We start from the raw sequence: 24,387 nt of genomic DNA, 5'->3' as shown, positions 1-24,387 counted from the left end.
GATCTTGGCGATGCTGGTCATGGAGAGGAGAACCTGTCCGATGGGGCGGCGGGCTCGGCTAAACTCACGCCCGATTCCACCCCATCGGACAGGTTCTCCTCTCCATGACCAGCATCGCCAAGATCCACGCCCGCGAGATCCTCGACAGCCGCGGCAATCCCACCCTGGAAGCGGAAGTCGTCCTCGCCGACGGCTCCTTCGGCCGCGCCGCGGTGCCCTCGGGCGCCTCCACCGGCACCAAGGAGGCGGTGGAGCTGCGCGACGGCGACAAGACCCGCTACCTGGGCAAGGGCGTGAAGAACGCGGTGGCCAACGTCAACGGCCCGATCGCCGAGGCCCTGGCCGGCTTCGACGCCGCCGACCAGCAGGGCCTGGACCGCCGCCTGATCGACCTGGACGGCACCGAGAACAAGGGCCGGCTGGGCGCCAACGCGCTGCTGGGCGTGTCCCTGGCCGCGGCCCACGCGGTGGCCGCCTCCAGGAAGCAGCCGCTGTGGCAGTACCTGTCCGGCCTGGCCGGTGGCGCCGAGCCGGTGCTCCCGGTGCCGATGATGAACATCATCAACGGCGGCGCCCACGCCGACAACAACGTCGACTTCCAGGAGTTCATGATCCTGCCGGTGGGTTTCGCCTCGTTCTCCGAGGCCCTGCGCGCCGGCACCGAGGTGTTCCACGCCCTCAAGTCGGTGCTCAAGGGCCACGGCCTGAGCACGGCGGTGGGCGACGAGGGCGGCTTCGCCCCGGACTTCCGCAGCAACGTCGAGGCCCTGGACACCATCCTGGAGGCCATCGGCAAGGCCGGCTACACCGCCGGCGAGGACATCCTGCTGGGCCTGGACGTGGCCTCCAGCGAGTTCCACGAGAACGGCAAGTACCACCTGGTCGGCGAGAACAAGCGCCTGTCCTCCGAGCAGTTCGTGGATTTCCTGGCCGACTGGGTCGCCCGCTACCCGATCATCACCATCGAGGACGGCCTGGCCGAGGACGACTGGGCCGGCTGGAAGCTGCTGACCGAGCGCATCGGCGGCAAGGTGCAGCTGGTCGGCGACGACCTGTTCGTGACCAACCCGCGCATCTTCCGCGAGGGCATCGAGCAGGGCGTGGGCAACGCCATCCTGATCAAGGTCAACCAGATCGGTACCCTGAGCGAGACCCTGGAGGCCATCGCCATGGCCGACAGGGCCGGGTACTCGGCCATCGTCTCGCACCGCTCGGGCGAGACCGAGGACACCACCATCGCCGACATCGCGGTGGCCACCACCGCCACCCAGATCAAGACCGGCTCGCTGTGCCGCAGCGACCGCGTGGCCAAGTACAACCAGCTGCTGCGCATCGAGGAGGCGCTGGGCGCCTCGGCCCGCTACGCCGGCCGCGGCGCGTTCGTCTCGCTCAAGCGCTGAAGCCGCCGGGATGCGCGCCATGCGCTGGGTACTGCTGGGGCTGGTGCTGCTGCTGGCATGGCTGCAGTACCGGCTCTGGTTCGGCCCCGGCAGCGTGGGTGAGGTGGCGGCGCTGGAGTCCCAGGTGGAGCACCAGCGCCGCGAGAACGGTGGCCTGCAGGAGCGCAACGCTGCGCTGGCCGCCGAGGTGCGCGACCTGAAGGAGGGCGTGGACGCGGTCGAGGAGCGCGCGCGCAGCGAGCTGGGCATGATCAGGCCCGGCGAGGTGTTCTACCGCGTGGTCGAGGACGCGGCGCCGCGCCGGCCGCCGCAGCCGCTGGAGGAGGAGCGATGAGCGCGATCTGGGCGGTGGTGCCCGCCGCCGGCCGCGGCACCCGTTTCGGCTCGGAGACGCCCAAGCAGTACCTGGAGGTGGGCGGCCGTCCGCTGCTGGCCTACACCCTGGACGCCCTGCTGGCGCATCCGGCGGTGGCCGGCGTGGTCCTGGCCGTGTCCGCCGACGACCGCTGGTGGCCGGGCTGGACCGAGCACGCCGGCAAGCCGGTGCGCACCTGCACCGGGGGCGACAGCCGTGCGGCCTCGGTGCTGGCGGCGCTGGAGGCGCTGCCGGAGTCGGTGCGCCCGGACGAGTTCGTGCTGGTGCACGACGCCGCCCGGCCCAACTTGGCCGCGGAGGACCTGGACCGCCTGCTGGAGCGCGGCCGCGCCGACCCGGTGGGGGCGATCCTGGCCGCGCCCGTGCGCGACACCCTCAAGCGCGCCGGCGACGACGGCGGCATCGACGGCACCGAGCCGCGCGAGCGGCTGTGGCGCGCGCTGACCCCGCAGCTGTTCCGCCGCCTGCAGCTGACCCGCGCGCTGCAGGCCGCGGCCGCACAGGGCGTGGAGGTCACCGACGAGGCCATGGCCATGGAGCGGCAGGGCCTGCGCCCGCTGCTGGTGGAAGGGCGCGAGGACAACTTCAAGATCACCACCCCGGCCGACCTGGCGCGCTTCGAGTTCGAGCTCTCGCGCCGCTGAGCCCGCTTCCCGGCCCCGGGGGAGGGCGGCGTCCCGTCTTTTCCCGCCGGCCGGCAGCGGGCGCGGGGCAGGGCGGTGCACGGCGAGGCACAATAGCGGCCCACGTGCCGGGCTGTTCCGGCAGGACCGGAAAACGATGGCAACCGATATTCCCCCCATCCGCATCGGCCAGGGCTTCGACGTGCACGCCTTCGGCGAGGGCGACCATGTCATGGTCGGCGGCGTGCGCATCCCGCACGAGTGCGGCGTGCTGGCCCACAGCGACGGCGACGTGGTCCTGCACGCGCTGTGCGACGCCATGCTCGGCGCCCTGGCGCTGGGCGACATCGGCCTTCACTTCCCGCCCGGCGACCCGCGCTGGAAGGACACCGACAGCCGCACCTTCGTCCGCCACTGCAACGGCCTGCTGGCAGGGCGCGGCTGGAAGGTGGGCAACGCCGACGTGACCGTGGTCTGCGAGCGGCCGAAGATCGGCCCGCACGCCCGGGCCATGCGCGAGGCCATCGCCGCCGATCTGGGCATCGCCGTGGACGCGGTCAGCGTCAAGGCCACCACTTCCGAGAAGCTGGGCTTCACCGGCCGCGGCGAGGGCATCGCCGCGCAGGCGGTGGTGCTGCTGGTGCGCGCGTGAGCGTGCCTTCGGCCTTCGGCGCGCCGGTGCTGGCCGCGCGCATCCGCGGGGCGCCGGAGGACTTCCGCGTCGAGGAACTGCCCGCCTTCGAACCGTCCGGCAGCGGCGAGCACCTGCTGCTGGAGGTGGAGAAGCGCGGCCTGAACACCGCCTTCGTGGCCGCCCGGCTGGCGCGCTGGGCCGGCATCCCCGAGGCCGGTGTGGGCCATGCCGGCCTCAAGGACCGCCACGCGGTGACCCGCCAGCGCTTCAGCCTGCACCTGCCGAAGAAGCAGGCGCCGGATCTGGACGCGCTGCAGGTCGAAGGCCTGCGCGTGCTGGAGGTGGCCTGGCACGGCCGCAAGCTGCAGCGCGGGGCACTGGCCGGAAACCGCTTCGAGCTGGTGCTGCGCGAGGTCGCCGGCGACCGCGCGGCGATCGAGGAGCGGCTGGCGCGGATCGCCACGCGCGGCGTGCCCAACGCCTTCGGCGAACAGCGCTTCGGCCACGGCGGCGGCAACGTCGGCAAGGCGCTGGCGATGTTCGCGCAGGAGGGCCGCGGCCGGCGCATGGGCCGCAACCAGCGCGCCATGCTGCTGTCGGCGGCGCGCTCGGCGCTGTTCAACCAGGTGCTGGCCGCGCGCGTGGCCGACGGCAGCTGGGACCGCGGCCTGGAGGGCGAGGTCTGGATGCTGGCCGGCAGCCGCAGCGTGTTCGGCCCCGAACCCTGGGGCGAGGCGCTGGCCGCGCGCCTGGCGGCGTTCGACATCCATCCCAGCGGCCCGCTGTGGGGGCGCGGGGAGCTGCGCAGCCAGGGCGCCTGCCGCGCGCTGGAGCTGGCCGCGCTGGCCGACGCCGAGGCGCTGGCCCTGCGCGAAGGCCTGGAGCGCGCCGGCCTGGCCCAGGAGCGGCGCGCGCTGCGGGTGCGGCCGGCAGGCCTGGCCTGGGAGTGGCTGGACGCGGCCACCCTGCGCCTGGCCTTCGCCCTGCCTCCGGGCAGCTACGCCACCGCGGTGCTGGCGCAGCTGGGCGAGGTCACCGACGCGGCGGGCGTGGCCGGGGCCGGCGCCTGAGCGTGCAGGCGGGCCGGCACGGGCCCGCCGCGCAGACCACGGAAACGGCAAGGGCGCCCCATGGGCGCCTTGCCGCAGCCGGATCCGGCACGCGGATCAGAAGCCGCCGCCGAAGGTGAACTGCAGGCGCTCGATCTCGTCGCCCGGCTCCTTCCGGATCGGGAAGGCGTAGCTGATCGAGATCGGGCCCACCGGCGCGCGCCACAGCAGGGCCACGCCCGCCGAGGCGCGCAGCTGGCCGGCGTCGAAGTCGTCGATGCCGTTGTACACGTTGCCGAAGTCCACGAAGGCCGACACGCGTGCGGCGCGGCTGTCGAACAGGCGCGGGAACACCAGCTCGATCTGGCCGACGGTCTTCAGCGAGCCGCCCAGCGGCTGGCCGCGGTAGCCGGCGATGACCTCCGAACGCGGACCCAGGGTGTTGTCGCGGAAGCCGCGCACCGAGCGCGTGCCGCCAGCGTAGAAGTTCTCGAAGAAGGGCAGGCCGGAGGCGGTGACCGTCTTGCGGAAGTCCGGCGAATCCGGCGTACAGGGGTCGCTGACGCCCGGGTTCGGGTTGTCGCTGGTCGGCGGGGTGTAGCAGATGTGGCGGGTGACGTCGTCGCCGTAGCTGTCGCCGTAGCCGATGTCCAGGCCGGTGCGCAGCACGAACGACGGGCTGAGCGGCCAGTACTTGGAGATCTCGTAGTTGAACTTGTAGTACTCGACCGTCGAGCCGGGCAGGCTGGTCTCCAGGCCGACGCGCTGGTACATGCCGCGGGTCGGCATGAAGAAGTCGTTGCGGGTGTCGCGCGCCCAGCCCAGCTCGGTGCGCCAGGCGTGGAAAGTGCGCTGGCCCACCGCGTCCACGTAGTCGATGATCGACTGCGGGGTGTAGCCGCGGTAGGTCTGGATCTGGTTGCTGTCGATACCGAACAGCAGCGACACCGAGCTGTGCTCGGTGATCGGCAGGCCCAGCACCACCTGCGCGGCGGCGTTGGTGCTGTTGTACTGGGCGGTGTTGAAGTCGGAATAGTCGAGCTCGCGCCACCACAGGTTGTAGCCGAGCGACACGCCCTCGTCGGTGAAGAACGGGTTCACGTAGGAGAAGGCGTAGCGCTGCAGGTAGTCGCTGCGCTGCGCCTCCACCGCCACGCGGTTGCCGCGGCCGAGGAAGTTGCTCTGCGACAGCTGTACCGAGGCGGTCATGCCGGCCAGCTGCGAGTAGCCCAGGCCGAACACGAAGCTGCCGGAGGTGGTCTCCTTGACGTTGAACACCACGTCCACCTGGTCGCCGGCGCCGGGGACCTCGGGAGTCTCCACCTCGACCGTCTCGAAGTAGCCCAGGCGCTGCAGGCGGATCTTGGAGCGGTCGATCGCCGCCTGCGAGTACCAGGCATTCTCGAACTGGCGCATCTCGCGGCGCAGCACCTCGTCGGAGGTGCGGGTGTTGCCCTTGAACACGATCCTGCGCACGCTCACGCGCGGGCCGGGGACCACCTGCATGTTGATGGCCACGGTGCGGTCGGCACGGTTGGGCGTCGGGATCGGGTTCACCCGGGCGAAGGCATAGCCGATGTTGGTCAGGCTGTTGGTGATCAGCTCGGCGATGGCCTCCAGGCGCGCGCGGGAGAAGGTGTCGCCCGGCTTGATGAAGACCATGCGCTCGACCGTTTCCTGCGGCAGGATCGTGTCGCCGGTGACCCGGACCTCGGAGATGGTGTAGACCTCGCCCTCGGTGACCGAGGCGGTGAGGTACATGTCGCGCTTGTCGGGGCTGATCGACACCTGGGTGGAGTCGATGCTGAAGTCCACGTAGCCGCGGTCCAGGTACCAGGAGTTGAGCTTCTCCATGTCGCCGGAGAGCTTCTCCTTGGAGTACTGGTCGTCGCGGCGGTACCAGGACATCCAGTTGCTCTCGCGCGACTCCCAGGTGTCCAGGATCTCCTCGACGTCGAAGTTGTCCACGCCGATCAGGTTGACGTGGCGGATCTTGGCCGCCTTGCCTTCCTTGATGTCGATGGTCACGTCCACGCGGTTGCGGTCCAGCCGGCTCACCGTGGGCGTGATCTGCACGTTGTACTTGCCGCGGTTGTTGTACTGGCGGGTCAGCTCCTGGGTGACGCGGTCCAGGCTCAGGCGGTCGAAGGTCTCGCCCTCGGCCAGGCCGATGTCGCGCAGGCCCTTGAGCAGGTCCTCGGTCTTGATGTCCTTGTTGCCGGTGACCGTCAGCTTGTTGATCGCCGGGCGCTCGACCACTGTCACCACCAGGATGTCGCCCTGGCGGTCCAGGCGCACGTCCTCGAAGAAGCCGGTGCGGTACAGGGCGCGGATGGTGTCGCCGGCGGTGGCCTGGTCCAGGGTCTGGCCGCGTTCCACGGGCAGGTAGGTGAACACCGTGCCGGCGGCGATGCGCTGCAGGCCGTCGATGCGGATGTCCTGGACGGTGAACGGCTCCACCGACTGCGCCAGCGCCGGCAGGCTCAGGGACGAGGCGAGGGCGAGGGCGAGCAGGCGGCGGGAGGGGGTTCGGGTCATGTCACATCCGATGGCGGGGCTTTGGGGCAGGAGGGGCCGGCGTCCGGCGTCCGGGGGCATGCAGGTCATCGCGAGAACAGGCCCAGTATGTCGTTGTAGAAGGCCAGGCCCATCAATCCGGCCAGGAGGGCCAGGCCGACATACTGCCCGGCGGCCATCGCCCTTTCGCTCAACGGACTGCCCTTGACCAACTCGATAAGGTAATACAGCAGGTGACCGCCGTCCAAGATCGGGATCGGCAGCAGGTTGATGATGGCCAGGCTCAGCGAGAGCAGGGCCAGGAAGTACAGGAACCAGTCGGCGCCGCGCTTGGCCGAGGCGTTGGCGGCGCGGGCGATGGTGACCGGCCCGGACAGGTTGCGCACCGAGGCCTCGCCGGTGACCATCCGCCGCATCATGCCCAGCGAATCGGCGGCCAGCCGCCCGGTCTCGCGCAACGCGGCGGGAATGGCGGCCAGCGGTCCGAAGCGCTGCACGGCGTCGTAGGCCGGCGCCTGCGCCGCGGCCAGCAGGATGCCCAGCTCCCACGCGCCGGCGCGCTGCGGATCGGTGCTGCGGCGCGGGCTCAGCTCCAGGGCCAGGCGCTCGCCGCCGCGCTCGACCTCGACCATGCCCGGGCCGCCGCGCTCGCCCAGCGCCTGCACCAGCGGCGCCACCTGGTCGGCCGATTCCACCCGCGCGCCGTCGATGGCCAGGATCAGGTCGCCCGGCTGCAGCACGCCGGCCGCGGCGCCGTCCTCGCGCACGCCGTCGATGCGTGCCGGGGCCAGCAGGAACTGCCAGGTGAAGCCGGCCATCTCCGGGATGCGGCGCTCGTCCAGCGGCTCGGGCAGGCGCGACAGGGGCAGGGTGCGGGTGACGCGGTGGCCGTCGCGGTCCTCGCTGCGCACCTGGATGTCGCGCCGGTCCAGCGCCGGCACGGCCATGGCCAGGGTCGCCTCGGTCCAGGTCGCCACCTCGCGCCCGGCCACCTCGACCAGGCGCTCGCCCGGCTGGAAGCCGGCCTCGGCGGCGATGCCCTCGACCCGGCCGACCACCGGCGCGTAGTCCTGGCGGCCGATCAGGAACATCGCCCACAGCAGGGCCACGCACAGCAGCAGGTTGGCCAGCGGCCCGGCGGCGACGATGGCGATGCGCCGCCATACGTTCTGGCGGTTGAACGCATGGGCCTGGCGGGTGACCGGCACGTCGCCCTCGCGTTCGTCCAGCATCTTCACGTAGCCGCCCAGCGGGATGGCGGCCACGGCGAACTCGGTGCCGGCCCGGTTGCGGCGCGACCACAGCGGCCGGCCGAAGCCGATCGAGAAGCGCAGCACGTCCACGCCGCAGCGGCGTGCCACCCAGTAGTGGCCGTATTCGTGGAACGTGACCAGCACGCCCAGGCTGACCACCAGCCACCACAGCGAGCCGAGGAAGTCACCCATGGGCCTGACCCGGGCAGGTGGCGGTGGCGCTCATGCGGTGGCGATCCGTGTGGAGGGGGAGTCGATTCTGGCGCGGGTCAGGCGGCGCGCCTCCGCGTCGGCGGCCAGCAGCACCTCCAGCGAGGCGGCCGGCTGCGGCGGCAGGGCGGCGAGGGCCTCCTCGACCAGCGCCGGGATGGCTAGGAAACCGATCCGGCCCTGAAGAAAGGCTGAAACCGCCTCCTCGTTGGCGGCGTTGAGCACCGCCGTGGCGGTGCCGCCGGCGGCCAGGGCCTCGCGCGCCAGGCGCAGGCAGGGGAAGGCCTCCATGTCCGGCGCCTCGAACTCCAGGCGGCCGTGCGCCAGCAGGTCCAGCCCGGCCACGCCGGATTCCAGCCGCTCCGGCCAGCCCAGGCCCACCGCCAGGGCGGTGCGCATGTCCGGCAGCCCCAGCTGGGCCAGGGTGGAGCCGTCCACGTACTCCACCAGCGCGTGCACCAGGCTCTGCGGGTGGACCAGCACGTCGATGCGCTCGCCGGGCAGGTCGAACAGGTGGTGGGCCTCGATCACCTCCAGGCCCTTGTTCATCAGCGTGGCCGAGTCCACCGAGATCTTCGGCCCCATCGACCACTTGGGATGGGCCACCGCCTGGGCCGGGGTGACGCCGGCCAGGCGGGCGCGGTCCCAGCCGCGGAACGGCCCGCCGGAGGCGGTCAGCACCAGCCGGCGCACGCCTTCCGGGGTGCGCGAGCGCATGCACTGGAACACCGCGCTGTGTTCGCTGTCGATCGGCACGATCTGCGCGCCGGAGGCGCGCGCGGCCTGGATCACCAGCTCGCCGGCCAGCACCAGGGATTCCTTGTTGGCCAGCAGCAGGCGCTTGCCGGCCGCGGCCGCGGCCAGGGTGGAGGCCAGGCCGGCGGCGCCGACGATGGCGGCCACCACCGTGTCGCAGGCCGGGCCGCCGGCCAGCGCCTGCAGCGCCTCGTCGCCGGCGTGGGCCGCGGTGGCCAGGCCGGCCTGGCGCAGGCCCTCGCGCAGCTCGCCCAGCAGGGCCGGGTCGGCGATCACGGCGTGGTCCGGGCGGTGCGCCCGGCACAGCCGCACCAGCGCCTGCACGTTGCGCCCGGCGGCCAGCACGCTGGCGCGCATCCGCCCGGGGTGGCGGGCGATCACGTCCAGCGCCGAGGTGCCGATGGACCCGGTGGCGCCCAGCACCGCGACCTGACGCATCTGTTCGGCTGCCGGTTGCATGGTGGGCGGCCTCAGAAGCCGAAGATGTCCTTGCCGATGGCGAACACCGGCAGGGCGGCGAGCACGCCGTCCACCCGGTCCAGCACGCCGCCGTGGCCCGGGATGAGGGCGCCGGAGTCCTTCGCGCCGGCTTGGCGCTTGAGCAGGCTCTCGGTCAGGTCGCCGACGATGGAGGCCAGGACGGACACCAGGGCGACCAGGGCCAGGGCCGGCATCTGTGCCCAGCCGGCGCCGGCGAGGGCGCCGAAGGCCAAGGCCACGATCATGCCGGCGATGATGCCGCCGATGGCGCCCTCGACGGTCTTGTTGGGGCTGATGGTCGGCGCCAGCTTGCGCCGACCGAAGCGGCGGCCGGCGAAGTAGGCGCCGGAGTCGGCCGCCCACACCAGGGCCAGCGCGGCCAGCAGCCAGCGGTGGGGCAGGGCCGGGTCGCCGCCGCCCAGGGTGGCGAAGTTGTCCGAGTGCACCAGGGACAGCGCGCACCAGGCCGGGACCACCGCCAGGGTGCCGGCACCCAGCTTGAAGGCGCGCGTCCAGGGGCGGTGCTCGGCGCTGATGGCCGGCCGCCACAGCCAGAACAGGGCGCCCACCCAGCCGGCCACGCCGGCCAGGCTGACCAGCTGGAACAGCACCGGCGAGAAGCCGGTCTCCGCGCGCGAACCCCACACCAGCAGCACCATCAGCAGCAGGTTCAGCAGCAGCAGGACGGTGCGCGGCAGGCTGTCGTCCACGCCGGCCAGCTTGAGCCACTCCCACAGTGCCGCCAGCAGCACCACGGCGGCCACGGCGGCCATCCACGGGGTCGGCAGCAGCAGGATGGCCGCGATCGCCACCGGGGCCATCACCAGCGCGGCGATCACGCGGGTCCGGGTCATGCCGGCACCCCGCCGGCCGCGACCTGGGCGCTGGTCAGGCCGAATCGGCGCTCGCGCCGGGCGTAGTCGTCCAGGGCCTCCTGCAGCACGCCGGCGTCCACGTCCGGCCACAGGGTGTCGGTGAACCACAACTCGGTGTAGGCGAGCTGCCAGAGCAGGAAGTTGCTGATGCGGAAGTCGCCCCCGGTGCGGATGAACAGGTCCGGTGGCGGCAGGTCGGCCAGGGCCACGTGCCGGGCCACGGCCGCCTCGTCGATGCTCTCCGGATCCAGGCGCCCGGCGGCCGCCTCGCGCGCCAGCGCGCGGGCGGCCATGGCGATGTCCTGGCGGCCGCCGTAGCTGGCGGCGATGGCCAGCTGCAGCCGGGTGTTGTCGCGGGTCAGCGCCTCGGCGGCGGCCATGCGTGCGCGGATCGCCTCCGGGAAGCGGGCGCGGTCGCCGATGAAGCGCACGCGCACGCCGCGCCGGTGCAGTTCGCCGACCTCGCGGTCGAGGGCGTTGAGGAACAGTTTTATCAGCGCGCGGACCTCCTCCTCGGGCCGTCCCCAGTTCTCGCTGGAGAAGGCGAACAGGGTCAGCGCGGCGATGCCGCGATCCAGGCAGAAATCGATGGTCAGGTTGACCGCGCGGGCGCCGGCGCGGTGGCCCACCGCGCGCGGACGCCGGCGGCGCTGGGCCCAGCGGCCGTTGCCATCCATGATGATGGCAAGGTGGCGCGGGACCGGGGCGCTGGAGCGGTCGGCAGTCATGGCCGTCATGCGTGGGCAGACCGGCTCAGACCGCCATCAGTTCCTGCTCCTTGGCCTTGACCACCTCGTCGATGTCCTTGATCGCCTTGTCGGTCAGCTTCTGGATGTCCTCCTCGGCGCGACGCACCTCGTCCTCGGTGGCCTGCTTCTCCTTGAGCAGGTCCTTGAGCTGCTGGTTGGCGTCGCGGCGGATGTTGCGGATGGCGACCTTGGCGTCCTCGCCCTCGGCGTGCACCACCTTGGTCAGCTCGCGGCGGCGCTCCTCGGTCAGCGGCGGCAGGTTCAGGCGGATCGTGGTGCCGGCGGTGTTCGGGGTCAGGCCCAGGTCCGAGGCCAGGATGGCCTTCTCGATCGGGCCGACCATGTTCTTCTCCCAGGGGGTGATGGTCAGCGAGCGCGCGTCGGTGACCGTGATGCTGGCCACCTGGGACAGCGGCATGTCCGAGCCGTAGTAGTTGACCTTCAGATGCTCGACCAGCGCGGTGCTGGCACGTCCGGTGCGGACCTTGACCAGGTTCTGCCGCAGGGCCTCGATGCTCTTGGCCATGCGGGTCTGCGCGTCTTGCTTGATTTCGTTGAGCATCGCCGTATTCCGTCGTGGAACGTTTAATCGGCCGATTATACGGGCAACCGGCGCGGACGGGCCGTTCGTCCGCGCCGGACGGTGGCCGCGGGCATGGCGCGGTGGGCCGCGCCGGCCGCGCTGCGGCGGAAGACGGTGGATGCCGGCCGCGGGCGGTGGCGGCGGGGAGGGTCCGGCGGCGCCGGGCGTGAGCCGGCCGGCCGCCCGGAACGGTTCAGTGGCGGCCGCGCACCAGGGTGCCGACGCTCTCGCCGCGCAGGATGCGCATCAGGTTGCCCGGCACCGACACGTCGTACACGCGCAGCGGGATGCCGTGGTCGCGGCACAGGGCGAAGGCGGCGGTGTCCATCACCTGCAGGTCGCGGGCGATGACCTCGTCGTGGTCCAGCTCCTCGAAGCGCACCGCGTCCTGGTGCTTCTTCGGGTCCTTGTCGTACACGCCGTCCACCTTGGTGGCCTTCAGCAGCAGGTCGGCGTTGATCTCGATGGCGCGCAGGGCGGCCGCCGAGTCGGTGGTGAAGAACGGGTTGCCGGTGCCGGCGGCGAAGATCGCGATGCGGCCCTTCTCCAGGTGGCGCACGGCGCGGCGGCGGATGTAGTCCTCGCACACGTCGTTGATCTTGATCGCGCTCATCACGCGGACCTTGCCGCCGAGCTTCTCCAGCGCATCCTGCATGGCCAGGGCGTTGATCACCGTGGCCAGCATGCCCATCTGGTCGCCGGTGACCCGGTCCATGCCGGCGGCGGCCAGGCCGGCGCCGCGGAAGATGTTGCCGCCGCCGATCACCAGGCCGATCTCGGCGCCGGCCTCGCGCGCCTCCATCACCTCTTGGGCGATGCGGCCGATCACCTTCGGGTCGATGCCATAGTCCTCCTCCCCCATCAGCGCTTCCCCGGAAAGTTTCAGCAGGATGCGGCGATGGGCGAGATGGGACATGGCGCGTTCTCGGTGTGGGGGCAAACGCGCAGATTCTAGCGGAAACCCCGCCAACCGGTGCATGTGTGCCGCGGCGGGCGGGGGTCATTGGCCGTGCTGGGTGACCCGGTTGCGGCCCTCGCGCTTGGCACCGTACAGGGCCTCGTCGGCGGCCTGCAGCAGGCTGTGGGCGTCCGGAAAGCGGCGGCCGGCCTCGTCGTGGGTGGCCACGCCGGCGGAGAAGGTCACGTACAGCGGCTGGCCGTCCACCCGGGCCATGGGCTCGTGGGCGGTTTCCTTCAGGATGCGCTGCAGCACTCGCGTGGCCGTGTGCTCGTCCGACTGGCTGAGCACGACCAGGAACTCCTCGCCGCCGTAGCGGGCCACCAGGTCGGTGCTGCGCAGCAGGCGCCGCAGGGCCTGGGCGAAGTTGCGCAGGACCTGGTCGCCGACCAGGTGGCCGTAGCGGTCGTTGATCTGCTTGAAGTCGTCCAGGTCGATGAAGGCGACGGACAGCGGCTGGCGCAGCGCCACCGCGGTGGCGAACTCGCGCTCCAGCACCTCCTCCAGCTGCAGGCGGTTGTACACGCCGGTCAGCGGGTCGCGGCGGGACTGCTCGGCCAGGTGGCGGATGCGCTCCTCGGACAGCTCGGCCTCCTGGCGCGCGCGCGTGGCCTCCTGGATCTGGCGCAGGTTGCGCAGCAGCAGCAGCTCGCGGGCCTGCTCCAGCAGGGCCTCCAGGTGCTGCGGCTGCTGCAGGCGCACATCGAACAGGGTGCCGATCTCCGGCAGGGCTTCCTCGATCCGGGCCAGGATCCCGTCCAGGGCCGCGGCGTCGCCGGTGGCGGCCTCCACCCGGGCGCGGGCGGCGGCCAGCCGGATCCCGTCGGGGTCGTCCGCGGCCAGCCACAGCTCGGCGATGGCCGAGGAGGCGACGATGCAGGCCTGGAACGGGTCGGCTCCGGGCTCGGACTCGCTGCCGGCGATGGCCTCGGCCAGGTAGGCGGGCAGGTGCCAGTGCCGGGCCAGCCAGGCGCCGACCTCGGCGTGGTCGGCGCCGAAGGATTCGCGCTCCAGGCGCAGGCGTGCGGCCGCGTCGGCGGCGCCGGCGGCCAGGGCGGTGTACGCCTCCGGCGAGGCCTGTAGCAGCGCCAGTGCGCCGATGTCCTGCAGCAGGCCGGCCAGCATCAGCTCCTCCAGCCGCCCCAGGCCACAGCGCTCGCCCAGCCGGCGCGCGGCCAGGGCGGCCAGCACGCTGCGCCGCCAGATGCGCTCCTGCTCGGCCGCGGTGCCGTTGCCGCCGCGCAGGTCCTGCATCAGGGAAAAGCCCAGCGCCAGGCTGAGGGTCGCGTTCAGGCCCAGCAGGGTCAGGGCCTGGGGCAGGTTCTCGACCTTGCGGCGCCCCGCGTACAGGGGCGAGTTGGCCACGCGCAGCATGCGCGCGCTCAGGGCGGGGTCCAGTGCGATCACCCGGGCGGTGGCGGCCAGGTCGGCATTCGGATCCTGGGCCAGCTCGATGATCCGCAGGGCCACGGCAGGGGGCGAGGCCAGGTTGCGGCAGAGCAGAAGCCTGGCTTCCAGTTCCGGTCGCATCGCTCGGGGTGCGGTACAGGTGGTCATTGCCGGCGAGTATGCCGGTAAACAGATGCGACCGTAATCACTGTTTTTTCTATCGAACCGCGGGGCTGCCCGCGCCGGGGGGCGGAAACGCGGAAAGCCGCGGCTCGCGCCGCGGCTTTCCGCTTGAGGACGCCGGGGATGGGCCCGGGGCCGGAGGGATCAGGCCAGGCCGGCCTGCTTCATCACCTCGGCGGCGAAGTCGTCCTCCTTCTTCTCGATGCCTTCGCCCACGGCCAGGCGCTCGAAGCGCACCACCTCGGCGCCGGCGGCCTTCAGCACCTGCTCGACGGTCTGGTTGGTATCCAGCACGTACGGCTGGCCGTACAGGGTGACCTCGTTGACGATCTTGGCCATCTTGCCGGAAATGATCTTCTCCAGGATCTCGGCCGGCTTGGCCTTGTCCTTCTCGGACATCTTGGCCAGCTCGATCTCCTTCTCTTTGGCCAGGAACTCGGCCGGCACGTCGGAGGCCCTGACGTACGGCGGGTTCATCGCCGCCACGTGCATGGCGATGCCGCGGGCCAGCTCGGCGTCGCCGCCCTTGACCTCGACCAGCACGCCGATGCGGCCGCCGTGGACGTAGGCGGCGACGTTGTTGCTGCTGTCGATGCGGACCATGCGGCGCACCTGCACGTTCTCGCCGACCTTGGCCACGACCGCGGCGCGGCCTTCCTCGACGGTCTCGCCGGAGGCCAGCCTGGCGGCCTTCAGGGCCTCGACGTCGGCGGCGCCGGAGGCCAGGGCGGCCTGGCCGACGGCATCGGCGAAGGCCAGGAAGTTGCTGTCCTTGGCCACGAAGTCGGTTTCGGAGTTGATCTCCACCAGCACGGCCTTGCCGCCGTCCTGGGCCACCGCGATGCGGCCGTCGGCGGCCACGCGGCCGGCCTTCTTGTCGGCCTTGGCCAGGCCGGACTTGCGCAGCCACTCGGCGGCGGCGTCGATGTCGCCGTTGTTCTCGGTCAGCGCCTTCTTGCACTCCATCATGCCGGCGCCGGTGCGCTCGCGCAGTTCCTTGACCAGGGAAGCAGTGATTTCCACGGGAATACCTCGGTTGTGGGATGGGTTGGCCCCGCCGGGGGCGGGGCGGCGGACGCCGGCGCGCCTGTCAGGCGGCTGGCCGGGCGCCCGGTGGGGCCACGGACGGCGCACCGCGCCGTCCGGGCGGGGCGGCCGCGGCGCGGCCGCCGGGGTGGATCACTCGGCCGTGGCCTCGCCTTCCTCGGCCTTGGCGCCCTTGCGGCCGGAACCCTTGCGGGCCGGGGCCTTGCGCGCCGGCTTGGACTCGCCGTCGGCCTCGACGAAGTCGGACTCGGTGATGTTGGCCGCGATCGGAGCGGCGGCCTTGCCCTCCAGCACCGCGTCGGCGGCGGCGCGGGCGTACAGCTGCACGGCGCGGATGGCGTCGTCGTTGCCCGGGATCGGGTAGTCCACCAGACTCGGGTCGTAGTTGGTGTCCACCACCGCGACCACCGGGATGCCCAGCTTCTTGGCTTCCTTGATCGCGATGTCCTCGTGGCCGATGTCGATCACGAACAGCGCGTCGGGCAGGCGGTTCATGTCCTTGATGCCGCCCAGCGAGGCTTCCAGCTTCTCGCGCTCGCGGCGCAGGGCCAGCACCTCGTGCTTGACCAGGCGGTCGAAGGTGCCGTCGGTCTCGGCGGCCTCCAGTTCCTTCAGGCGCGCGACCGACTGCTTGACCGTGCGGAAGTTGGTCAGGGTGCCGCCCAGCCAGCGCTGGGTCATGTACGGCATGCCGCAGCGCTCGGCCTCTTCCTTGATGGCGTCGCGCGCGCTGCGCTTGGTGCCGACGAACAGGATGATGCCGCGCTTCTGCGCGATGCCCGAGATGAAGTTCATCGCGTCGTTGAACAGCGGAACCGTCTTCTCGAGGTTGATGATGTGGATCTTGCCGCGGGCGCCGAAGATGTAGGGCGCCATCTTCGGGTTCCAGTAGCGGGTCTGGTGGCCGAAGTGCACGCCGGCTTCCAGCATCTGGCGCATGGTGATCTGGGGCATTGCTTTGACTCCTTGGACGTGGAATCGCCCCGCGCGGCATGGACTCGGGTTTGAGCCACGCTGGGTGCGCGGCCGGGCGGCCGCGCGTCGATTCCGGGGTTGGGCCTCCCTGCCGCTTCCGTGTCCGAACCCGGGGCGGAGCCTTGGCTCCACCGGCGGGCACCCCGGCACGAAGGGTGGCGGCAGGTGTGTATTCGCCGGCCGGGACGGCGCCCGGAACCCTGCGCCCGGCGTGGGCGGCCCCGTGGACGGGGCGGACAGAGCCGGGAAAGTATAGCTGCCACGGCCGCTTAGCGGCAAACCGGGCGACGGACGGGGCGGGGCGGCCGGGCCGGGCGAAGCTGAATGGGGCGGCGCCGGCGGCCGCCGGGCGCGGCGGCCCGCGTTCAGGCGGGGCCAACTTGGGGGATAATCCCTTGATGAACCTGCACCTGAAAACCCCCGAAGAAATCGAGAAGATGCGCGTCGCCGGCCGCCTGGCCGCCGAGGTGCTGGAAATGATCGCCCCGTATGTGAAGCCGGGGGTCAGCACCGCGGAACTGGACCGCATCTGCCACGACCACATCGTGAACGTGCAGGGCGCGATCCCGGCCAACCTGGGCTACCGCGGCTTCCCCAAGACCGTGTGCACCTCGGTCAACAACGTCATCTGCCACGGCATCCCCAGCGAGGCCAAGGTGCTGAAGGACGGTGACATCCTCAACATCGACGTCACCGTCATCAAGGACGGCTGGTACGGCGACACCAGCCGCATGTACTACGTCGGCACCCCCTCGGTGATGGCGCGGCGCCTGGTGGAGACCACCTACCGGGCCATGTGGCGCGGCATCCGCGCGGTGAAGCCGGGCGCGACCCTGGGCGACATCGGCCACGCCATCCAGAGCTACGCCGAGTCCGAGCGCTTCTCGGTGGTGCGCGAGTACTGCGGCCACGGCATCGGCAAGGTCTACCACGACGAGCCGCAGGTCCTGCACTACGGCCGGCCGGGCGAGGGCCTGGTGCTCAAGCCGGGCATGACCTTCACCATCGAGCCGATGATCAACGAGGGCACCCGCCATACCCGCGTGCTGCCCGACGGCTGGACCGTGGTCACCAAGGACCGCAAGCTCTCGGCGCAGTGGGAGCACACCGTGGCGGTCACCGAGGACGGCGTGGAGGTGCTGACGCTGCTCCCGGGCCAGCTGCCGCCCGACGAGGTCTGAGCATGGGTGTGGGCGCCGGACCTCAGGCTGCGGAGGGGGCGCCCGGCGGCGATGCCGCCTGGGCGGCACGCGCCCGCGAGGAGCTGGCGCGCACCGACGCGGGCCTGGCCCGGCGCTACGGTCCGGACGCGGACATCGACCGCCTGCTGGCGCTGCGCGCCCGCGCGGTGGACCGGATCCTGCGCCAGGCCTGGGCGCGCTGCATCCCGGAAGGGGCGCCGCTGGCGCTGTTCGCGGTCGGCGGCTACGGCCGCGGCGAGCTGTTCCCGCGCTCGGACATCGACGTGCTGGTGCTGGCCGAGGCCGATGCCCAGCGCGCCCACGAGGCCGACCTGGCGCGCTTCTTCGCCCTGCTGTGGGACGCCGGCCTGCCGGTCGGCCACGCGGTGCGGTCGGCGCAGGAGTGCACCACCGCCGCGGCCGGCGACCAGACCATCCTGACCGCGCTGCTGGAATCGCGCCCGCTGGTGGCCGACAGCGGCGCGCAGGCGGCGCTGTCGGACGCCATCGCCACCACCCGGGTCTGGCCGGCGCCGGAGTTCTTCCGTGCCAAGCGCGAGGAGCTGCGCGCGCGCCACCTGCGCCACGGCGACACCTCCGACAACCTCGAGCCGCACATCAAGGACGGCCCCGGCGGCCTGCGCGACCTGCACACCCTGGGCTGGATGGCGCAGCGCGCCTTCGGCGTGCGTGACCTGCAGGCGGTGGTCGCCCTCGGCCACGTCGGCCAGGACGAGGCGGCGACCCTGGCGCGCGAGCGCCGCACCCTGGCGCGGCTGCGCTTCGGTCTGCACCTGGTGGCCAGCCGCGCCGAGGAACGGCTGCGCTTCGACTACCAGAAGGCGCTGGCGCAGCGCCTGGGCCTGGCCGACGACGCGCACAGCCTGGCCGTGGAGAAGATGATGCAGGGCTTCTACCGCGCCGCGGCGGTCGTGCGGCGGATCAGCGACCGGCTCCTGCAGCGCTTCGAGGAGACCTTCGAGGGCGAGGCCGTGCCCGAGCCGCTGGAGGGCGACTTCGTCCTGCTGCGCGGCTACCTGGCCGCGTCCGGGCCGTACTGGCCGGAGGGCGACCTGCGCCAGGTGCTGGCGCTGTTCTCCACCTGGGCGGCGCATCCGCGCATCCGCGGCCTGCACTCGCGCACCGCCCGCGCGCTGGCCGAGACCCTGCCGCACCTGCCGTCCTACGAGCGCACCGGCCCGGCCGCGCGCGGGCGCTTCATGGCCCTGCTGCGCGGCCCGCAGCCGGTGGAGACGTTGACCCGGATGGCGCGTCTGGGCGTGCTGGGCCAGTACCTGCCGGCCTTCGCCCAGGTGTCCGGGCGCATGCAGTTCGACCTGTTCCACGCCTACACCGTGGACCAGCACACGCTGATGGTGCTGCGGAACATCGCCGGCTTCGCCGAGGGGCCGGACGAGCGCTTCGCCATCGCCCATGAGGTCTGGCCGCGCCTGCGCAAGCCTGAGCTGCTGCTGCTGGCCGGCCTGTTCCACGACATCGCCAAGGGCCGCGGCGGCGACCATTCCGAGCTGGGCGCGGTGGACGCGCGCCGGTTCTGCGCCGCGCACGGCCTGAGCGAGGCCGACACCGGGCTGGTGGCCTGGCTGGTGGAGCAGCACCTGCGCATGTCGGTCACCGCGCAGAAGCAGGACATCTCCGACCCGGAGGTGGTGCGCGCCTTCGCCCGTCTGGTCGGCGACCGCGAGCGCCTGGACTACCTGTACCTGCTGACCTGCGCCGACATCGCCGGCACCAGCCCCAACCTGTGGAACGCCTGGAAGGACCGCCTGCTGGCCGACCTGTACCTGTCCACCCGGCGCGTGCTGCGCGAGGGCCTGGAGGTGCCGGTGGACGTGGACGCGCGCGTGGCCGAGGCGCGTGAGGCCACCCGCGCGCTGATGCGCGGGCGGGGCTACGACGACGCCACCATCGACCGCCAGTTCGCGGAGATGCCGGAGGAGAGCTTCCTGCGCTTCCGCCCCGAGCAGCTGGCCTGGCAGGCCGCCTCGCTGGTGGAGGTGTTCCACGGCCAGACCCAGGTCGCGGTGCGGCCGATCGGCGGCAGCGCCAGCGGCGGCGCGCTGGAGGTGTTCGTGCACTCGCCCGACCGCGACGGCCTGTTCGCGGCCATCGTCGCCACCCTGGACCGGCACGGCTACGGCGTGCACCAGGCGCGCGTGCTGATGGGCCCGCACGGCACCGTGTTCGACACCTTCGAGGTGCTGCCGGCCGACACCTTCGCCAGCCGCGATCCGGCGCAGCTGGAGGCGGCGCTGCGCCAGGCCCTGTCCGGTGCGCTGGACCAGGTGCGCGCGCCGCGCCGGGTCGCGCCGCGCCAGTTGCGCCATTTCCGCTTCCCGCCGCGGATCGAGTTCAGCACCACCGGCGACGGCCGCCGCAGCCTGCTGAGCCTGGTCTGCCCGGACCGTCCCGGCCTGCTGTCCGACGTGGCCCAGGCGCTGCGCGCCTGCCGCCTGCGCGTGCACGACGCGCGCATCGCCACCTTCGGCGAGCGCGCCGAGGACGTGTTCCAGATCACCGACGAGAACGACCGGCCGCTGGACGAGGCCGCGCAGGAGGCCCTGCGTGCGGCGCTGCGCGAGCGGCTGGACCCCGACAGCCAGACCCCACCGTCAGGAGCCCCACGCTGATGGCACAGACCCCCAAGAAGACGACCACCCGCCGAAGCGCGCGCACGCGCGCCGCCGCCGCGGCCGCCCCCGGGCTGGCCGAGCTGAAGTTCTCCATCGAAAGCGCGTTCGAGCGTCGCGCCTCGCTGACCCTGGACGAGATCGAGGGCTCGACCCGGCCGCTGGTGGAGCGGGTGATCGAGGGCCTGGAGCGTGGCGAGTTCCGCGTCGCCGAGCCGGACGGCAAGGGCGGCTGGCAGGTCAACGAATGGCTGAAGAAGGCCGTGCTGCTGTACTTCCGGGTCAACGACATGGCCGTGATGGAGGGCGCGCCGGCCCCGTTCTGGGACAAGGTGCCGGCCCGCTTCGGCGGCTACGGCGAGGCCGAGTTCCGCCGCCTGGGCGTGCGCGTGGTGCCCGGCACCATCGCCCGCCGCGGCGCCTACCTGGGCAAGGACGTGGTGCTGATGCCCAGCTTCATCAACATCGGCGCCTACGTCGGCGAGGGCACCATGGTGGACACCTGGGCCACGGTCGGCTCGTGCGCCCAGGTCGGCAGGCACTGCCACATCTCCGGCGGCGCCGGCATCGGCGGCGTGCTGGAGCCGCTGCAGGCCAGTCCGACCATCATCGAGGACCACTGCTTCATCGGCGCGCGCTCGGAGATCGTGGAGGGCGTGGTGGTGGGCCACCACAGCGTGATCGGCATGGGCGTGTTCCTCGGCCAGTCCACCCGCATCTACAACCGCGCCACCGGCGAGATCACCTACGGCTACGTGCCGCCCTACAGCGTGGTGGTGTCGGGCGCGCTGCCGGCCGCCGACGGCAGCCACTCGCTGTACTGCGCGGTGATCGTCAAGCAGGTGGATGCGAAGACCCGGGCCAAGACCAGCATCAACGAGCTGTTGCGCGGCCTGGCGGAGTGACCGTTCCGTTCCACGAGGGGAGGTGAGGATGGTTGGCAGCAAGGGGAAGCGGTTGGCGCGGCTGGCGCTGCTGCTGGCGGCGGTGGTGCCGGCGGCCCCGGCGGAGAACCTGGCCCGCTACAGCGAGGACGGCCTGCGCGCCGAGCTGGCCGGGATCGCCGAGGCCGAAACCGCGGTGCTGGTGCCGATGCGCGACGGCGTCGGCCTGTCCACCAACATCTGGCGGCCGAAGGGCGCCACCGGCAGGTTGCCGACGGTGCTGTGGAAGACGCCGTACAACGAGCACAACCTGCGCGGCCGTGCCGCGCAGCTGGCGATCGAGGCCGTGCGCCGCGGCTATGCCTTCGTGGTGCAGAGCGAGCGCGGGCGCTACTTCAGCCAGGGCGAGTACCAGATCCTCGGCCACCCGCAGACCGACGGCTGGGACACGCTGGACTGGATCGCCGCCCAGCCCTGGTCCAACGGCAAGGTCGGCACGCTCGGCTGCTCGTCCTCGGCCGAGTGGCAGCTGGCGCTGGCGGCGATGAGCCACCCGGCGCACGCGGCGATGGTGCCGATGGCCGCAGGTGCCGGCATCGGCAAGGTCGGCCGGTTCCAGGAGCAGGGCAACTTCTACACCGGCGGTGTGCCGCGGACCCTTTTCGCGGTGTGGATGTACGGGGTGGACAACCCGCTGCGTGCGCAGCTGCCGCAGGACCTCGCCGGCCCCATGCGCGCGCGGGTGGCGCAGTACAACGACCTGCACGCGGCCAAGCCCAAGGTCGAGTGGCAGACGCACATCCGGCACCTGCCGTACGCGGAGCTGCTGTCCTCGCTGGGCGAGCCGCCGGCGACCTTCGAGCAGTTCATCGCGCGCACGCCGGCCGACCCGGCCTGGCGCGAAGGCGGGCTGTACCACGACGACATGGGCTGGGGCGTGCCGGCGCTGTGGTTCAACAGCTGGTACGACGTGTCCATCGGCCCGAACCTGGAGCTGTTCAACCACGCCCGCGGTGTCAACACCGATCCCGAGGCCAGCGCCAACCAGTACGTGGTGATCGGCCCGAACCCGCACTGCCAGTTCTGGCAGCTCGGCCCCGACTACACGGTCGGCGCGCGCAAGGTCGGCGACGCCAGCTTCCCGGTCAGCGAGCAGGTCTGGGCGTTCTTCGACCGCTGGCTGAAAGGCGACAGGAAGGCGTTCCCGTCCAGCACCCCGAAGGTGCGCTACTTCACCATCGGCCTGGACAAGTGGCAGGCCGACGAGCAGTGGCCGCCGAAGGCGGCGCGGCCGGTGCGCCTGTACCTGCGTTCGGGCGGCCGGGCCAACTCGCTGTACGGCGACGGCCGCCTGGCGTCCGATCCTCCCGGCGACGAGCCCGCCGACCGCTACACCTATGACCCGGCCAACCCGGTGCAGACCATCGGCGGCGGCGACTGCTGCAACGGTGGCCTGGTCGTCCCCGGCGCCTTCGACCAGCGCCCGGTGGAGGCCCGCCACGACGTCCTGGTCTACACCAGCGACCCGCTGGAGGAGCCGCTGGAGGTGTCCGGCTTCGTCGAGGCGGTGCTGAACGTGTCCTCCAGCGCGCCGGACACCGACTTCGCGGTCAGGCTGGTGGACGTGGCCCCGGACGGCACCGCCTGGATCGTCGGCGACACCATCCTGCGCGCGCGCTACCGCGACGGCTACGAAACGCCCGCCCCGATGGAGCCGGGCCGGGTGTACACGCTCAGGCCCACGCCGATCGCCACCTCCATCCGGTTCGGCAAGGGCCACCGCATCCGGGTCGAGGTGACCAGCTCGAACTTCCCGAAGTTCGCCCGCAACCTCAACACCGGCGGCCCGAACGAGACCGAGTCCACGCCGGTGGTGGCGGAGAACGCGGTGCACCACTCGGCCGGTGCCGCCAGCTACATCGAACTGCCCGTGGTCGCGCGCTGAGCGCGGCCACGGTCCCGGAAGCCCAGGCATGACCACGACGATCTACGGACTGAAGAACTGCGACACCTGCAAGAAGGCGACGAAGTGGTTGGACCGCTTCGGCATCGCCTACACCTTCGTCGACTACCGCGAGAACAAGCCCGCGCCGGAGACCCTGGTGGAGTGGGCGGGCAAGGCCGGCGGCTGGGACGCCCTGGTCAACAAGTCCTCCACCACCTGGCGGCAGCTGCCGCCCAACCGCAAGGCGCCCGGCAGCGAGGCCGAGTGGAAGCTGCTGCTGCGCGAGTACCCGCAGCTGATCCGCCGTCCGGTGGTGGTCGGCGAGGACGGGAGCTTCAGCCAGGGCTTCTCCGACAACGGCTTCAAGAAGCTGTTCCTCTGACCCCGTGAGGGGGGTGGATGCGGCGCGCCGGCGGCGGCCGCGGGCGCCGTCGCCGGGCCGCGCCTCAAGGGGCGCCGGTGGGCTGCCGCTACAATCGGCGCATCTGCCGGGACGCCACCATGAGCGATGTGCTTGCCCTGGCGTGCGAGCTGATCGCGCGCCCCTCCGTCACGCCGGACGACGCCGGCTGCCAGGACCTGGTCGCCGCGCGCCTGCGCCGCGCGGGCTTCGCCTGCGAGCGGCTGCGCTTCGGCGCGGTGGACAACCTGTGGGCCACGCACGGCGGCGGCGAGGGCCCGGTGCTGGTGCTGCTGGGCCACACCGACGTGGTGCCGCCCGGCCCGCGCGAGGCCTGGACCAGCGACCCGTTCACGCCGGAGGTGCGCGACGGCGTGCTGTACGGCCGCGGCGCCGCCGACATGAAGGGCAGCGTGGCCGCCTTCGTCATCGCCGCCGAGCGCTTCGTCGCCGAGCATCCCGACCATCCGGGCACACTGGCCCTGCTGCTGACCTCCGACGAGGAGGGCGAGGCCATCGACGGGGTGCGCCGCGTGGCCGAGCTGTTCCGCCAGCGCGGCCAGCGCATCGACTGGTGCATCACCGGCGAGCCTTCCTCGACCCGCCGGCTGGGCGACCTGCTGCGGGTGGGCCGGCGCGGCTCGCTGTCGGCCACGCTCACGGTGCGCGGCGTGCAGGGACACGTGGCCTATCCGGAGAAGGCGCGCAATCCCGTGCACCAGGCCGCGCCGGCGCTGGCCGAGCTGGTCGCCCGGCGCTGGGACGATGGCTACGAAAGCTTCCCGCCGACCAGTCTGCAGATCAGCAACATCCATGCCGGCACCGGCGCCGGCAACGTCATCCCCGGGCACCTGCAGGTGCAGTTCAACCTGCGCTACAACCCGCACTGGGACGCGCCGCGCCTGGAGGCGGAGATCGCCGCGCTGCTGGACCGCCACGGGCTGGACTGCGAACTGCGCTGGCACCGCAGCGGCGAGCCGTTCCACACGCCGGAAGGGCGCCTGCGCCGCGTCGCGCGCGAGGTGCTGGCCGGCTTTGCCGGCGCACCGCCGGAGGAGAGCACCGGCGGCGGCACCTCGGACGCGCGCTTCATCGCCCCCCTCGGCGCGCAGTGCATCGAGGTCGGGCCGGTCAACGCCAGCATCCACCAGGTCGACGAGCACGTGCGCGTGGCCGACCTGGAGGCGCTGCCGGAACTGTACCTGCGCCTGGTCGCCAGCCTGCTGCGGTGACGATGGCGGGGGCCGGGGGCAGGTACAGTTCCGGCAG

The 24,387-nt window shown here is 72.3% G+C and carries 21 protein-coding genes; 11 read left to right on the top strand and 10 right to left on the bottom strand.

Features of this window, described 5'->3' with window-relative positions:
* The first annotated feature begins 104 nt into the window (after positions 1–104).
* The 5 genes from eno (at position 105) to truD (ending at position 4,103) form a co-directional block, all read left to right on the top strand.
* The gene (gene eno, locus CR938_RS09735; protein ID WP_162124825.1) at positions 105–1,400 is read left to right on the top strand and encodes a phosphopyruvate hydratase; all 1,296 of its coding nucleotides are present in this window, start codon (positions 105–107) and stop codon (positions 1,398–1,400) included.
* A 10-nt stretch (positions 1,401–1,410) separates the two neighbouring features.
* On the top strand, positions 1,411–1,734 hold the full coding sequence (gene ftsB, locus CR938_RS09730; RefSeq protein WP_162124824.1) for a cell division protein FtsB: 324 nt from the start codon (positions 1,411–1,413) through the stop codon (positions 1,732–1,734).
* On the top strand, positions 1,731–2,420 hold the full coding sequence (gene ispD / locus CR938_RS09725; RefSeq protein WP_162124823.1) for a 2-C-methyl-D-erythritol 4-phosphate cytidylyltransferase: 690 nt from the start codon (positions 1,731–1,733) through the stop codon (positions 2,418–2,420). The genes ftsB and ispD overlap by 4 nt, the downstream gene beginning before the upstream one ends.
* 136 nt (positions 2,421–2,556) lie before the next feature.
* A complete protein-coding gene (ispF, locus tag CR938_RS09720) occupies positions 2,557–3,051 on the top strand; it encodes a 2-C-methyl-D-erythritol 2,4-cyclodiphosphate synthase (RefSeq protein ID WP_162124822.1) in 495 nt (164 codons plus the stop codon).
* Complete coding sequence (truD, locus tag CR938_RS09715; protein ID WP_162124821.1) at positions 3,048–4,103, top strand: tRNA pseudouridine(13) synthase TruD; 1,056 nt, start codon at positions 3,048–3,050, stop codon at positions 4,101–4,103. Before ispF ends, truD begins: the two co-directional genes overlap by 4 nt.
* 96 nt (positions 4,104–4,199) lie before the next feature.
* On the opposite strand, the gene bamA is transcribed toward truD, so the two are convergent.
* The 10 genes from bamA to rpsB all read right to left on the bottom strand — a co-directional run bounded on the left by bamA (position 4,200) and on the right by rpsB (position 16,036).
* On the bottom strand, positions 4,200–6,620 hold the full coding sequence (bamA, locus tag CR938_RS09710; RefSeq protein WP_162124820.1) for an outer membrane protein assembly factor BamA: 2,421 nt from the start codon (positions 6,618–6,620) through the stop codon (positions 4,200–4,202).
* 65 nt (positions 6,621–6,685) lie between these two features.
* Entirely contained in the window at positions 6,686–8,044 is a 1,359-nt protein-coding gene (rseP, locus tag CR938_RS09705) for an RIP metalloprotease RseP (RefSeq protein ID WP_162124819.1), read from the bottom strand.
* A 30-nt stretch (positions 8,045–8,074) separates the two neighbouring features.
* Positions 8,075–9,256, bottom strand: coding sequence for a 1-deoxy-D-xylulose-5-phosphate reductoisomerase (locus CR938_RS09700; protein WP_162124818.1), 1,182 nt, complete (start codon positions 9,254–9,256; stop codon positions 8,075–8,077).
* Positions 9,257–9,288: 32 nt separating this feature from the next.
* Positions 9,289–10,152: a phosphatidate cytidylyltransferase gene (locus CR938_RS09695; protein WP_162124817.1), complete on the bottom strand. Its 864-nt coding sequence runs from the start codon at positions 10,150–10,152 to the stop codon at positions 9,289–9,291.
* Entirely contained in the window at positions 10,149–10,901 is a 753-nt protein-coding gene (gene uppS / locus CR938_RS09690) for a polyprenyl diphosphate synthase (RefSeq protein WP_425502433.1), read from the bottom strand. The genes CR938_RS09695 and uppS overlap by 4 nt, the downstream gene beginning before the upstream one ends.
* Before the next feature lie 25 nt (positions 10,902–10,926).
* Positions 10,927–11,484, bottom strand: a complete 558-nt coding sequence (gene frr, locus CR938_RS09685) for a ribosome recycling factor (RefSeq protein WP_162124815.1) — start codon at positions 11,482–11,484, stop codon at positions 10,927–10,929.
* Positions 11,485–11,698: 214 nt separating this feature from the next.
* Positions 11,699–12,421, bottom strand: a complete 723-nt coding sequence (pyrH, locus tag CR938_RS09680) for a UMP kinase (protein WP_162124814.1) — start codon at positions 12,419–12,421, stop codon at positions 11,699–11,701.
* Positions 12,422–12,505: 84 nt separating this feature from the next.
* On the bottom strand, positions 12,506–13,993 hold the full coding sequence (locus tag CR938_RS09675; RefSeq protein WP_162124813.1) for a GGDEF domain-containing protein: 1,488 nt from the start codon (positions 13,991–13,993) through the stop codon (positions 12,506–12,508).
* Between the two features lie 186 nt (positions 13,994–14,179).
* Complete coding sequence (gene tsf, locus CR938_RS09670; RefSeq protein ID WP_162124812.1) at positions 14,180–15,058, bottom strand: translation elongation factor Ts; 879 nt, start codon at positions 15,056–15,058, stop codon at positions 14,180–14,182.
* Positions 15,059–15,214: 156 nt separating this feature from the next.
* A complete protein-coding gene (gene rpsB, locus CR938_RS09665) occupies positions 15,215–16,036 on the bottom strand; it encodes a 30S ribosomal protein S2 (RefSeq protein WP_162124811.1) in 822 nt (273 codons plus the stop codon).
* Between the two features lie 419 nt (positions 16,037–16,455).
* Between rpsB and map the strand changes: the two genes are divergently transcribed.
* The 6 genes from map (at position 16,456) to dapE (ending at position 24,350) form a co-directional block, all read left to right on the top strand.
* Positions 16,456–17,238 (top strand): type I methionyl aminopeptidase, encoded by a 783-nt coding sequence (map, locus tag CR938_RS09660; RefSeq protein WP_162124810.1) that lies wholly within the window; start codon positions 16,456–16,458, stop codon positions 17,236–17,238.
* 2 nt (positions 17,239–17,240) lie between these two features.
* Positions 17,241–19,889, top strand: coding sequence for a [protein-PII] uridylyltransferase (glnD, locus tag CR938_RS09655; RefSeq protein ID WP_162124809.1), 2,649 nt, complete (start codon positions 17,241–17,243; stop codon positions 19,887–19,889).
* Positions 19,889–20,794, top strand: coding sequence for a 2,3,4,5-tetrahydropyridine-2,6-dicarboxylate N-succinyltransferase (dapD, locus tag CR938_RS09650; protein ID WP_162124808.1), 906 nt, complete (start codon positions 19,889–19,891; stop codon positions 20,792–20,794). The genes glnD and dapD overlap by 1 nt, the downstream gene beginning before the upstream one ends.
* 28 nt (positions 20,795–20,822) lie before the next feature.
* Positions 20,823–22,718: a CocE/NonD family hydrolase gene (locus CR938_RS09645; protein ID WP_162124807.1), complete on the top strand. Its 1,896-nt coding sequence runs from the start codon at positions 20,823–20,825 to the stop codon at positions 22,716–22,718.
* Between the two features lie 28 nt (positions 22,719–22,746).
* The gene (locus CR938_RS09640; RefSeq protein WP_162124806.1) at positions 22,747–23,100 is read left to right on the top strand and encodes an arsenate reductase; all 354 of its coding nucleotides are present in this window, start codon (positions 22,747–22,749) and stop codon (positions 23,098–23,100) included.
* A gap of 119 nt (positions 23,101–23,219) precedes the next feature.
* Entirely contained in the window at positions 23,220–24,350 is a 1,131-nt protein-coding gene (gene dapE / locus CR938_RS09635; protein WP_162124805.1) for a succinyl-diaminopimelate desuccinylase, read from the top strand.
* Positions 24,351–24,387 lie beyond the last annotated feature (37 nt).

The sequence above is a fragment of the Pseudoxanthomonas taiwanensis genome (assembly GCF_010093135.1).
In the GTDB taxonomy this organism is placed as follows: domain Bacteria; phylum Pseudomonadota; class Gammaproteobacteria; order Xanthomonadales; family Xanthomonadaceae; genus Pseudoxanthomonas; species Pseudoxanthomonas taiwanensis.
Note: the sequence above shows the minus strand (reverse complement) of the source record. Positions and strands in the feature narration are given on the sequence as shown.